10 protein-coding genes are annotated in these 12997 nt (G+C 37.0%); all 10 read left to right on the top strand.

Annotated elements, in window-relative coordinates; genetic code table 11:
- Positions 1 to 8 precede the first annotated feature (8 nt).
- The 10 genes from NSQ95_RS19360 (at position 9) to NSQ95_RS19315 (ending at position 12974) form a co-directional block, all read left to right on the top strand.
- Positions 9 to 1985: a DHH family phosphoesterase gene (locus NSQ95_RS19360; RefSeq protein ID WP_340881216.1), complete on the top strand. Its 1977-nt coding sequence runs from the start codon at positions 9 to 11 to the stop codon at positions 1983 to 1985.
- Positions 1982 to 2431, top strand: coding sequence for a 50S ribosomal protein L9 (rplI, locus tag NSQ95_RS19355; protein WP_169359811.1), 450 nt, complete (start codon positions 1982 to 1984; stop codon positions 2429 to 2431). Before NSQ95_RS19360 ends, rplI begins: the two co-directional genes overlap by 4 nt.
- 12 nt (positions 2432 to 2443) lie before the next feature.
- Positions 2444 to 3799 carry a replicative DNA helicase gene (gene dnaB, locus NSQ95_RS19350; protein ID WP_144540259.1) on the top strand — a complete coding sequence of 452 codons (1356 nt, stop codon included), beginning with the start codon at positions 2444 to 2446 and terminating at the stop codon, positions 3797 to 3799.
- 135 nt (positions 3800 to 3934) lie between these two features.
- The gene (locus NSQ95_RS19345) at positions 3935 to 5221 is read left to right on the top strand and encodes an adenylosuccinate synthase (RefSeq protein WP_169359810.1); all 1287 of its coding nucleotides are present in this window, start codon (positions 3935 to 3937) and stop codon (positions 5219 to 5221) included.
- 551 nt (positions 5222 to 5772) lie between these two features.
- On the top strand, positions 5773 to 7248 hold the full coding sequence (locus NSQ95_RS19340; RefSeq protein WP_340881219.1) for a M23 family metallopeptidase: 1476 nt from the start codon (positions 5773 to 5775) through the stop codon (positions 7246 to 7248).
- Positions 7249 to 7501: 253 nt separating this feature from the next.
- Positions 7502 to 8206, top strand: a complete 705-nt coding sequence (gene yycF, locus NSQ95_RS19335; protein WP_169359808.1) for a response regulator YycF — start codon at positions 7502 to 7504, stop codon at positions 8204 to 8206.
- 4 nt (positions 8207 to 8210) lie between these two features.
- On the top strand, positions 8211 to 10028 hold the full coding sequence (gene walK / locus NSQ95_RS19330; protein ID WP_340881220.1) for a cell wall metabolism sensor histidine kinase WalK: 1818 nt from the start codon (positions 8211 to 8213) through the stop codon (positions 10026 to 10028).
- Positions 10025 to 11380 carry a two-component system activity regulator YycH gene (yycH, locus tag NSQ95_RS19325; protein WP_340881221.1) on the top strand — a complete coding sequence of 452 codons (1356 nt, stop codon included), beginning with the start codon at positions 10025 to 10027 and terminating at the stop codon, positions 11378 to 11380. Before walK ends, yycH begins: the two co-directional genes overlap by 4 nt.
- Positions 11367 to 12173, top strand: coding sequence for a two-component system regulatory protein YycI (yycI, locus tag NSQ95_RS19320; protein WP_340881222.1), 807 nt, complete (start codon positions 11367 to 11369; stop codon positions 12171 to 12173). Before yycH ends, yycI begins: the two co-directional genes overlap by 14 nt.
- A 12-nt stretch (positions 12174 to 12185) precedes the next feature.
- The gene (locus NSQ95_RS19315) at positions 12186 to 12974 is read left to right on the top strand and encodes an MBL fold metallo-hydrolase (RefSeq protein WP_169359840.1); all 789 of its coding nucleotides are present in this window, start codon (positions 12186 to 12188) and stop codon (positions 12972 to 12974) included.
- The last annotated feature ends 23 nt before the right edge of the window (positions 12975 to 12997 follow it).

Here is a 12997-nt window from a genome sequence, read left to right as displayed (position 1 = left end):
CTGATTCAGTGGCGTCTTTTTTTAGAAAACGACCATTACGATATCCACTAATATTATTTATGTTCTTAGGTGGAGTGGCATCCTATTTGCTTCTATCTGACAACCTGTTAGTTGGATTATTATTTGCGCTATTAGTTATTGGCGTATTCATATATGCATGGATTATCGAGCAACGTGTTTATGAAGAAACAGAAAGGCATATAGAGACACTTTCCTACAGGATGAAGAAGGTAGGAGAAGAAGCCTTGCTTGAAATGCCTATTGGGATTATTCTCATCAACGATCAGCATGTGGTGGAATGGGCCAATCCGTATATGACACAGCAACTACCCTTCGACACAATTATAGGGGAAGAGTTGCTTTCCATATCCTCTGATTTTCAGCAGCTACTAAAGCAAGATGATTCTAAGGAAATGGTGATCTCTTTAGACGATCATAATTATAAGGTATTTTATAAAGCAGAGGAAAAACTTCTATACTTCTTTGATATTACAGAGCAAATAGAAATGGAATCCCTCTATTATGGTGATCGTACAGTTATCGGTGTATTATTCATCGACAACTATGATGAGATATCACAGGGAATGGATGACCAAACCAGAGGACAGTTAAACAGCCTTGTTACCTCGTGTGTAAATAATTGGGGTGCCAAGTATGGTATATACGTTAAAAGAATATCCTCAGATCGTTTTTTAGCTGTTTTTAATGAATCCATATTAATGGAGCTAGAGAAAAGTAAGTTCTCCATTTTAGATGATATTAGAGAAACCACCTCTAAATTTGGCTTTTCTTTAACTTTAAGTGTAGGAGTAGGGGCAGGTTCTACTTCTCTAGTAGAATTAGGAGCACTTGCACAATCCAGCTTAGATTTAGTTTTAGGACGTGGTGGAGATCAAGTAGCCATCAAACATCCTAGTGGAAAGGTAAAATTCTATGGAGGCAAAACAAATCCAGTAGAAAAGCGGACGCGCGTGAGAGCCAGAGTCATCTCCCATGCATTGAAGGACCTCATTCAGGATAGTGACCAAGTAATCGTGATGGGACATAAGTTCCCAGATATGGATGCCATCGGTGCAGCAGTTGGTGTAAGGAAAATGGCAGAAATGAACAAGATAAATGGTTATGTTGTAATTGATTTCAATGAGCTAGACAAGAGTGTCCTGCGCTTAATGGAGGAAATTAAGGAAAAACCAGAGCTATATAATCGATTCATTAGTGCTGAAGAAGCGATTAACAAAATGACAGAGAAAACACTACTAGTAATAGTGGATACACACAAACCAAGTATGGTTATAGATGAAAAGGTATTACAAAAAGCAGAGAAAGTGGTAGTGATCGACCATCATCGTCGCGGAGAAGAGTTTATCACTAATACGATGCTTGTATACATGGAGCCATATGCTTCCTCCACATCAGAATTAGTAACAGAGCTTATAGAGTACCAGCCGAAAAACGAGAAAATTAACATGCTAGAGGCGACTTCAATGTTAGCAGGTATAATAGTCGATACGAAAAGTTTTACGCTCCGTACAGGGGCTAGAACGTTCGAGGCAGCCTCTTATTTAAGAACTCATGGTGCAGACACCATATTAGTACAACGCCTCCTAAAAGAGGATTTAGATACGTATATTGAACGCTCAAAAATTGTGCAAAATGTTCACTTTTTAAAGGATGGAATAGCAATAGCTTACGGTGATGAGAATACGATTTATAGTCAAGTATTACTCGCCCAAACAGCAGATATTTTGCTCGCTATGAATAATGTTTCTGCTTCCTTTGTAGTAGGTAGAAGAAGTGATTCTTCCGTAGCAATAAGCGCTAGGTCGCTAGGAGAAGTAAATGTTCAAGTAATCATGGAAAAATTAGACGGTGGAGGCCATTTAACAAATGCAGCCTCTCAGATAGCCGGTATCACTGTTCCAGAAGCTATCAATCGATTAAATGAAGCTATATTAGAAACAATTGAGGGAGGAAATGAAGAATGAAAGTAGTATTTTTAAAAGATGTTAAAGGTAAAGGTAAAAAAGGTGAAATTAAGAATGTAGCAGATGGTTATGCACATAACTATTTACTTAAAAATAAACTTGCAGTAGAAGCAAATTCTGCTGCTATAAGTGCTCTAGAAGGACAAAAGAAAAAATCAGAAAAAGAAGCTGCTGAAGAACTAGCAGAAGCAAAAAAATTAAAAGAAACTTTAGAGCAACTAACTGTTGAACTAAAAGCAAAATCAGGGAATGATGGTCGACTATTTGGATCAGTGACAACGAAACAAATTGCCGCACAACTAGAGAAAACTAACGGAATTAAAATAGATAAACGTAAAATGGAACTAGATGATGCAATTCGTGCTCTAGGATACACAAATGTACCAGTAAAACTACATCAAGAGGTAGTAGCTACTTTGAAGGTACACGTATCTGAAGAAGCGTAAGGAGAGAATTCTATGAGCGATCCATTATTGGACCGTGTACCGCCGCATAATCAAGAAGCAGAGCAATCTGTTCTTGGAGCCATATTTTTAGAACCACAAGCATTAATAACAGCCGCAGAGATTGTCATGCCTGAGGATTTCTATCGGGTAGCTCATCAAAAAATATTTCAGACAATGCTTCGTCTGAGTGATCAGGGAAAAGCAATTGATGTTGTAACAGTCACAGAAGAACTTTCTTCTAAGAAGGAATTAGAAGATGTCGGTGGTATCTCCTATATTAGTGAAATAGCAAATGCAGTGCCTACCGCAGCTAACATCGGACATTACGCTAAAATAGTAGAGGAAAAATCTATACTCCGTCGTCTTATTCGCGTGGCTACGACAATTGTAGAGGATGGCTTTACTCGCGAAGATGAGGTAGAAGCTCTCCTTTCCGAAGCAGAAAGAAAAATGATGGAAGTTGCCAATCGTAAAAATGCAGGCGACTTCAAACATATTAAAGATGTGTTAGTAGAGACGTATGACAATATCGAGAAGCTACACACAAGAAAAGGTGACGTTACCGGTATTCCTACTGGTTTCCGGGATTTAGATCGTATAACAGCAGGATTTCAGCGTAATGACCTTATTATTGTTGCTGCCCGTCCTTCGGTAGGTAAAACAGCCTTTGCTTTGAACGTAGCACAAAACGTAGCAACTAAAACAGATGAAAACGTCGCTATCTTTAGTCTAGAGATGGGTGCAGAACAGTTGGTTATGCGTATGCTCTGTGCTGAGGGTAATATTGACGCTCAAGTGTTAAGAACAGGTGCGCTGACTACAGAAGACTGGCGCAAGCTGACGATGGCTATGGGTAGTTTATCAAATGCAGGAATCTATATAGATGATACACCGGGTATCCGGGTAAATGAAATAAGAGCAAAATGTAGACGATTAAAGCAGGAGTCAGGCTTAGGCATGATTCTAATTGATTATTTACAGTTAATTCAAGGGAGCGGTGGAAGTCAGGCAAACCGTCAACAAGAGGTATCTGAGATTTCTCGTTCATTAAAGGGGCTAGCCCGTGAATTGAAGGTTCCTGTTATTGCTCTTTCGCAGCTTTCCCGTGGTGTTGAGCAACGTCAAGATAAGAGACCAATGATGTCTGATTTACGTGAGTCTGGTTCTATTGAGCAAGATGCCGATATTGTTTCCTTTCTGTATCGAGAAGATTACTACGATAAGGAAACAGAAAATCAGAACATGATTGAGATTATTATCGCTAAGCAACGTAACGGTCCGACTGGTACAGTGACTCTAGCATTTGTAAAAGAATTTAATAAATTTGTGAATATTGATTGGAGTCAACATCAAGCTCCTCCAGCATAAAAACACGAACGAATTGATTATTTAAACATCAATTCGTTCGTGTTTTTTACTTAAGTTGGTTGACTATGGTAAAAATGATTGGTACAATTACACTGATTTTTAATCAGGACGAAATGTCTGACGGAGGTGTTGGCAATGCCATCAGTAGTTGTAGTAGGGACCCAATGGGGAGACGAAGGAAAAGGTAAAATTACTGACTTTTTATCAGAACACTCAGAAGTAATTGCACGTTACCAAGGTGGTAATAATGCAGGACATACAATTATTTTCGGAGGAGAGACCTATAAGCTACATCTCATTCCTTCCGGTATTTTCTATAAGGACAAGATTTCAGTTATTGGGAATGGCATGGTTGTTGACCCACGAGCATTAGTAAAAGAACTTAAAGGGCTGCATGATCGCGGTGTAACGACTGAAAACTTACGTATTTCTAATCGTGCCCACGTAATTCTTCCTTATCATATAAAGCAAGATGAAGTAGAGGAAGCTCGCCGAGGAGCAAGAAAAATTGGAACGACAGGTAAAGGAATTGGTCCTGCCTATATGGACAAGGCTGCTCGTGTAGGTATACGTGTAGCAGATCTTTTAGATTATGAAGTGTTTAAAGAAAAATTAGAGCATAACCTAGAAGAAAAAAATCGTATGTTTGAGAAGTTTTATGAAACAGAAGGATTTACAGTAGAAGAAATTTTAGAAGAATTCTACAGTTACGGCCAAGAAATTGAACAGTATGTAACGGATACCTCTAAAGTACTTAATGATGCATTAGACGAGGGCAGACGCGTACTTTTTGAAGGAGCTCAAGGAGTAATGTTGGATATTGACCAAGGAACGTATCCTTTTGTCACTTCTTCTAACCCGGTAGCTGGTGGAGTAACGATTGGAGCAGGAGTAGGTCCAACAAAAATATCGCATGTGGTAGGAGTATGTAAAGCATACACTTCACGTGTGGGAGATGGACCATTTCCTACTGAACTCTTTGACGAAGTAGGGAATCAAATCAGAGAAGTAGGAAAAGAGTATGGGACTACAACAGGTAGACCACGTCGTATAGGATGGTTTGATACAGTGGTAATCCGCCATGCGCAAAGAGTAAGTGGATTAACGGATTTAACAGTGAATTCAATTGATGTTTTAACTGGATTAAAAACGGTTAAAATTTGTACAGCATACGAATATAAAGGAGAGCTTATCACAGAATATCCAGCAAACCTGCGTATGCTTGCCGAATGTAAGCCAGTTTATGAGGAATTACCAGGTTGGAGTGAGGATATCACTCAGTGTAAATCTCTCGATGAATTACCGGACACTGCAAGACATTACTTAGAACGCATATCTCAATTAACAGGAGTTCCTATCTCTATTTTCTCTGTAGGACCGGATCGTACACAAACAAACGTTATTTCAAGTGTTTGGAGATAATTATAAGTAAAATGAAAGCCGCCAATGAAAACTTGGCGGCTTTTTATGTGAAATAATTTTAAGAATTTTCACCGACAAATAACGATTTATCTCAGTGATTTGCCTTCTATTCATAAGAAAATAAGACCTATACTCTCAGTAGGAAAGCAGTTCTAAGTAATATATTTAAACTGTCTAACAATATAATTGGAAAAATGGCCAATAGCTAGAAATGGATTTTACAAGATATTCATGTCTACCCATTTGATTCTCTTCATATAAAAGCTATAGGTATCTAAAATTTATCTAATTATTACAAATATAACAAAGGCACCCGTAGTAATATGTATAAATAAGAATTTACTGGAGGAAATTCTTAAAAACATAGGATTAAAACCTATAAAAATGATTAAATATAACAATCAAAATGTAAAAATAGAAAATAATGGATTTAAAAATACATTTTCTTTACAAGATAGACTATTCCTACACTTCACTATTTCAAATATGTTAAATTAAGATAGTGTAAAATTTGCACTAGCAACTTAAATAGGTTTGGAAGGAGCTTTATCATGCTTTGGAATAGAAAGAATGAGGAACAAGAGGATCAAAACTTCACTGTTCTTTCAAACAGAAAATCAAATGTAGTGAAAAAAGCTACTATAATGGTATTACTTATGTCATCTCTAACTTTTAATATGGCATTTGCTAATGAAGAGAATAATAAAGCTTTAAAAGAAATTTATCATATATATGCAGAAGGTCAGTACGTTGGGGCAATTTCCGATAAAAAAGAAATGGAAAAGCTTTTTGATAAAAAAGTGCAAGAGAGTAGCTCCCAATATGACGGTCTTCAACTACAAGCAGGCAATAACCTAAAGGTTATTACTGAACAAGTTTATACTCCCTCAACAAGCGATGAAACAACATTGCAAAAGCTTAACGAATTAATAGAAGTGGAAGCAACCGCTTTTGCCTTATCTGTCAATGACGAGATGGCGGTCTACGTCAAAGACATTGCAACATACCATGAAGTTATAAAAAAATTAAAACTTCAGTTTATCACAGAAGAAGAGCTAGCCACATTGGAAGCTAGAAAAAGTGTTACAGATAGCTTACCCGAATTACAAACTGGCGAAACTAGAATTGTAGATTTAATTTTAAAACAAGAAGTTTCAGGGGTTACGGTAGATGTGACACCCGAAAAGATTGTTTCTGCTGATGAAGCAGTTAAGCTTCTTTTAGAAGGAACCTTAGAGCAAGAAACATATAAAGTTTCAGCTGGTGACGTACTTGGTAATATTGCAGGTAAATTTAATTTAACCTCAGCGGAGTTATTAGCGATCAATCCAGGACTTACAGACACAAGTGTCTTACAGATAAATCAAGAGCTTAATGTGACTGTACTAAAACCACTTATAAATATGGAAGTAGTTTATGAGAAAAAGGTAGAGGAACCTGTACCTCATACTAAACAAGTAATAGAAACAGATGAGATGTTCAAAGGTGATACAAAAGTAAAGCAAGAAGGTGCCGATGGAAAACGAGTGGCGACTTACTTGATTCGTCAAGAGAATGGTGTAGAAATTGGCCAATCACTTTCAGATGAAACAATTTTAGAGCAACCTAAGGAACATGTTGTTTTAAAGGGAACAAAAGTCATTCCATCTCGTGGTTCCGGAGTGTTTGCATGGCCAGCAGAAGGTGGCTACATTTCTAGTAAAATGGGTTACCGTTGGGGACGTAAGCATGAAGGTATTGATATTGCTCGACCAAGTGGATTTAATATTAAAGCTGCAGATAATGGAGTAGTTGAAGCAGCTGGTTGGGATGGTACATACGGTAATCGTGTAATCGTTAATCATAAAAATGGGTATAAAACGACGTATGCTCATCTCTCCTCAGTTAGTGTAAGTGTGGGCGATGTAGTACCTCAAGGCTCAAAACTAGGCGTTATGGGGAGTACAGGACGCTCCACAGGAACCCACTTGCATTTTGAAGTGAAGAAGGATGGAGTTACGATTGATCCCTTATCTGTGTTAAAATAAATATAAGTTAGAGACAGTCGCTAGCCGGCTGTCTTTTTATGTATTGTGAAATATTGAATTAGGAAAGAATTAAATTTCCTGGGAAATATTTCGACAAAGCTCGACCTAAAATTTTCATTTTCTACCCTTATTTTTTCTCACTTCTTTAATGATGCAAGGAGAGTAAAAGAATGATAGAGTAATGATATATTAATTGTTTAAAATAATGTATTTGATTAAAATATAGCAGAAAAGGGCGAAAGGGGTTTAACAAGTGAGTAAGAAAATACTAGTAGTGGATGATGAAAAGCCGATTGCTGACATACTACAATTTAATTTGAAAAAAGAGGGGTATCAGGTTTTCTGTGCTTATGATGGCGACGATGCATTAAAAAAAGTAGACGAGATTCAACCAGATCTCATGCTGTTAGACATAATGTTGCCTAACAGAGATGGAATGGAAGTTTGTAGAGAAATTCGTAAACGCTTTAGCTTTCCTATAATAATGCTAACTGCTAAAGACTCAGAGATAGATAAGGTCTTAGGGTTAGAGCTAGGTGCAGATGATTATGTAACAAAGCCATTTAGTACAAGAGAATTAATAGCTCGAGTTAAAGCTAACATGAGAAGACACCAAACCATTCAAGAAGATAATGAAGTAGTAACTAATGACATTACTATAGGTCCACTAACTATCCAACCGGATGCTTATTTGGTATTAAAAAGAGATGAAACAATTGAATTGACTCACCGTGAGTTTGAACTCTTACATTATCTTTCTAAACATATTGGACAGGTAATGACAAGGGAACATCTTTTACAAACAGTTTGGGGTTATGATTATTTTGGTGATGTACGTACGGTAGATGTTACAATTAGACGTTTACGTGAGAAAATTGAAGATAATCCTAGTCATCCAAACTGGATTGTAACTAGACGAGGCGTTGGTTACTATTTAAGAAGCCCTGAGCAGGAGTAATTCGATGCATAAGGTTGGTTACTTTAAATCAGTTCATGTAAAGATTGTGTTGATTTATGTTTTACTGATTTTAATAGCTATGCAAATAATTGGTCTATATTTTGTCAAGGGATTGGAGCATACATTAAAAGAAAACTTTCAACAATCTGTTAAGGATCGCGTTGGTGTATTAGAGTTTAGCGCAAGAGAAGAACTTGTTAAAATACGGGTTGAAGAAGACCAAACATTAGAACAAAGCTTACGTTCTATTTTGACTGGTCTTAATTCTGATGATATTAAAGAAGTTCGAGTAATCGATGCGAAATATCAAATACGAGCTACCTCAGATTCGAACAACCAAGCAATCGTTGGACAAAAGTCGTTAGATGAACTAGTCCATAAATCTATCACGGCAGAAGAAGATTTTGATAGCATCGCCTCTAAATCAGGAGAACGTGTATGGATATTAGTAACACCAATTATTTCACAGGGTGAGGTAATTGGAACTCTCTATATTGAATCGAATATTGAAAATGTATTTGGTCAAATGAACGAAATAAACCAAATCCTCGCAGTGGGTACGGCAGTAGCCCTTGTAATCACAATTGTACTAGGTATTCTTATAGCACAAACAATTACAAGACCTATATCGGAGATGAGAAAACAAGCACAGGCTATGTCTAAGGGCAACTTTTCTCGTAAGGTAAGAGTATACGGAAATGATGAAATCGGTCAGTTAGCACATGCATTTAATCATCTAACAAATAGGCTGCAAGAATCTCAGTCGACTACAGAAGCTGAGCGCAGGAAACTTGCCTCTGTTTTAACTAATATGACGGATGGAGTAATAGCCACTGATCGAAAGGGTAGAGTTATTTTGATCAATGATCCCGCCCTAAGGCTCTTGCGCATACCAAGAGAAATGGTTCTCAACAGGCCTATTATTTCAGTGCTTGGCATTGATAGCATTCATTCCTTCGAAGATCTCATTCACTCAAAGGAATCCATGAATTTAGATTTCAGTACCCAGGAACGACCATATATACTTCGTGCAAATTTTTCAGTTATCCAAAAAGAAACTGGTTTCGTAAATGGTTTAATCGCTGTTTTACATGATAATACCGAGCAAGAGAAGATTGATATGGAACGTCGAGAGTTTGTAGCTAATGTATCTCATGAACTCCGAACTCCTTTAACTACGATGAGCAGTTATTTAGAGGCACTAGCGGATGGAGCATGGAAGGATGAAGAGATAGCACCGTCGTTTCTAATGGTTACTCAAACGGAGACCCAACGAATGATTCGATTGGTTAATGACCTACTACAATTGTCTAAGATGGATAGTCGTGACTATGATCTGAATAGAGAAATCGTTAATTTTAATCTATTTTTCAATCGAATTATTGATCGTTTTGAACTGTCTAAATCACAAAATGTTACGTTCCAACGTATGCTTCCAGAGACGCCGTACTATGTAGACATTGATACAGATAAGTTAACTCAAGTAATCGATAATATTATATCGAACGCGTTAAAGTATTCCCCAGATGGAGGGAATATTCGATTTGGCATAGCAGTCAAAGATGAGTGGTTACAAGTAATGATATCAGATGATGGCATGGGAATACCTTCTGAAAATGTAAATCGCATTTTCGATCGTTTTTATCGAGTAGACCGGGCTAGAGCCCGGTCAATGGGTGGGACGGGGCTTGGTCTAGCCATTGCCCGGGAAATGATTGAAGCTCATGGAGGTAAGATTTGGGCAGAAAGTGAAGAAGGCCACGGGACTACTATATTCTTTACTTTAGAAATACTGTTGGATGAAGAAGGTGAGTGGGATTGAAGTATATTGAACCAGTAAAATCTATTATTTTATTATTACTCATACTGCTTAGTCTTACACTTACCTTTACGATTTGGACCTATTCACCAAATTATGATACTACTGAACCACCTGTCGTGAATATATCGATTGCAGAGAAGAAGAAGATGGAAGATGTTATAAAACCGTATCGTTTGCTGATTAGTCAACCCGAAAATCTAAGAGGTTCCTATTCGATCGTAGATATCAATAATGTTATAAATCCCATGAAAAATTGGGAGATTGAAACGGTGAAACTGTATAGTAATAATACTAATTCTCAACAGGTAAATGAATTAATCAACAAGCCATATACGAGTACATTGTTTTTTCAAGCAGATATACCGATAGAATCTTATAGTCCAATTTTAAAGTTTTTAGATCCTATCTTCCCTAACTCTTCTTTTAATCGTCTAGTTATAGATTGGTCCTCGAAAAGTGTGGACCAAAGAGTAGGGGAAAAGGAATCTGATCAAGGGGCTACTTTGTATTTCATAAGCACCACCTTGAATAAAATTTATACTGCAAATGTGACGAAGGAAGATATCTTTGGTTTCTCTGAGCGTATGGTCAAGACCTCCAATGCCATGCTGGAATATAAGGAAATCGTCAGAGAAGGCAAATTATCCTTATATACTACAAGTAACCCTGAAAAGGTTGTTCAATATACTTATTTAGTGGAAGAGATTGATACGAATAGATTCAAAGATGCTCTTTTTAATATACCAAGTTTAGTTGTTCGACGAAGTAACCCAGTAGGATCAGGAGAACAATATACGGATGATAACGCATTAATGACTGTAGACCCTATTTCTAAAAGGTTAAGCTACGTTCATCCAGCATCAGAAGGTGAATTTCTTGGTAAATCATCGGAACTTTTATATAATAGCTTAAGCTTTGTTAATGAGCATGATGGTTGGACTGATGATTATCGATTTAGTAGGATGAATAAGAATGCGAGTCAAGTAAATTATCAACTATATTTTGATGGGTTGCCTGTATTCAGTAAGGATATGTTGACTACAGAAATAGTTCAAGTTTGGGGAAGTAATCGAGTTTATCGTTATAATAGACCATATTACACGTTAAATGCTCTACCGATAACTTCCACTGATTTAGAGTTACCTTCCGGTCAAAATGCATATGAATTACTTAGCTTAGCCCCAAATTCACAAGTCTCTTTAATAGATGATTTAGTACAAGGCTATTATATTTCTAAAGATGAAGACCAACCTTTATTTACTTTGGTGCCATCTTGGTATTATCAAATTAATGGATCATGGTTGAGACTATCTCCAGAAACTATAGGAGGTGGCACCTATGGATTGGAATAAAACGAAGACTATTTTTATCATTGTTTTTTCTATCTTGAATGTCTTTTTGTTTTCCTTATATTTAAATAGATATACAGCGGGTCAAAATATAGAAGTTTTAAGCTCTACCACGACAGAAGAACGTCTAAAAGTAGAGAACATTAATGTGACAAAAGCTTCTAGTGTTACTGTGGAAGAAGCCTATTATGTTTCTGGTAGTGTTCATAACTTTAAGCCAGAGGAAATAGAAGAATTAAAAAATCAAACAGTTGAATTTAATCCAGATGCGCAAATAGTTGGCACGTTTATAAAACCTATACCTATAACCGAAGAGAATTCAATCGAAACTCTCATCAGTGATAATATTTTTAAGGGCTCTTCATATGGATTATGGAAGAAAGACGAAGAAGCTCGCATGGCTATATTTTTTCAAAAAGTAAATGATCGTCTTGTCTATTACAATCAAAAAGCTAAATTAGTAGTCTATTGGAACGAGAATAATGAACTCATAGGCTATGAGCAAACCATCCTAGATAACTTAGAGGATTATAGTGAGTCTAAAAATTTGTTACCTACTATTCAAGCAGTTTCAAATCTATATTCCAAAGGTTTGCTAGTTGCCAATTCAACCGTTACAGATATTAGTCTTGGCTATTTTACATTAGTTCAGCAAGCCGAGACGCAGGTATTTGCTCCAACTTGGCGAATACTTGTGGAACGAGAAGACGGAACAATAGATGAACACTTTGTAAATGCGGTAGAAGGAAGAATTATTGAAATACCAACAGAAGTAGATTCATCAGCAGTAGAATAAGGAGTTTTGATGATGAAGTTTAGTGTATTAGCTAGCGGGAGCAGCGGAAACGCAATCTACGTAGAAAACGAGAAGCATTCCTTTTTAGTTGACGTAGGCCTAAGCGGCAAAAAAATGGACGAGCTCTTTCAAGGAATTGGAAGAGAAATAAAAAATCTTTCTGGTATCTTCATTACTCACGAGCATAGTGATCATATAAAGGGGCTCGGTGTATTAGCTAGAAAATATGGTGTACCAATATACGCCAATGAAAAAACATGGGGAGCAATGGATTCACTTGTTGGAAAGGTGCCCTTAGATCAACGTTTCACTTTTGATATGGAATCGGTGAAAACGTTTGGCTCTATGGATATCCAATCCTTTGGAGTCTCCCATGATGCTGCAGATCCGATGTTTTATATCTTTCATGAAAATGGGCGCAAGCTTGTTTTAATTACAGATACGGGATATGTAAGTGATCGCATGAAGGGACATATTAAAGGAGCAGATGCCTTTGTCTTTGAAAGCAATCATGATGTCAGTATGCTACAAATGGGACGCTATCCTTGGTCAGTCAAACGACGAATACTAAGTGACGTAGGACATGTCTCTAACGAAGATGCTGCGGTAGCCATGAGTGAGGTAATTGATTTAAAATCAACTAATGTGTACCTCTCACATCTTAGCAAGGACAATAACATGAAGGACCTAGCAAGAATGAGCGTTACTCAAACCTTACAATCGTGTGGTATCATCGCAGGTGAATATGTTCACTTACACGACACGGATGCAAATCAGCCGACTGAATTAGTACTAGTATAATTATAAAGTTCCAGGAGCCTAAA

The sequence above is a fragment of the Psychrobacillus sp. FSL W7-1457 genome (genome assembly GCF_038593405.1).
In the GTDB taxonomy this organism is placed as follows: domain Bacteria; phylum Bacillota; class Bacilli; order Bacillales_A; family Planococcaceae; genus Psychrobacillus.
Note: the sequence above shows the minus strand (reverse complement) of the source record. Positions and strands in the feature narration are given on the sequence as shown.

Bases quoted from the DNA above. Each gene is read 5' to 3' on its own strand.
- rplI (WP_169359811.1), top strand. From the start codon at position 1,982: ATGAAAGTAGTATTTTTAAAAGATGTTAAAGGTAAAGGTAAAAAAGGT.
- NSQ95_RS19340 (WP_340881219.1), top strand. From the start codon at position 5,773: ATGCTTTGGAATAGAAAGAATGAGGAACAAGAGGATCAAAACTTCACT.
- yycI (WP_340881222.1), top strand. From the start codon at position 11,367: ATGGATTGGAATAAAACGAAGACTATTTTTATCATTGTTTTTTCTATC.
- dnaB (WP_144540259.1), top strand. From the start codon at position 2,444: ATGAGCGATCCATTATTGGACCGTGTACCGCCGCATAATCAAGAAGCA.
- NSQ95_RS19315 (WP_169359840.1), top strand. From the start codon at position 12,186: ATGAAGTTTAGTGTATTAGCTAGCGGGAGCAGCGGAAACGCAATCTAC.
- NSQ95_RS19345 (WP_169359810.1), top strand. From the start codon at position 3,935: ATGCCATCAGTAGTTGTAGTAGGGACCCAATGGGGAGACGAAGGAAAA.
- walK (WP_340881220.1), top strand. From the start codon at position 8,211: ATGCATAAGGTTGGTTACTTTAAATCAGTTCATGTAAAGATTGTGTTG.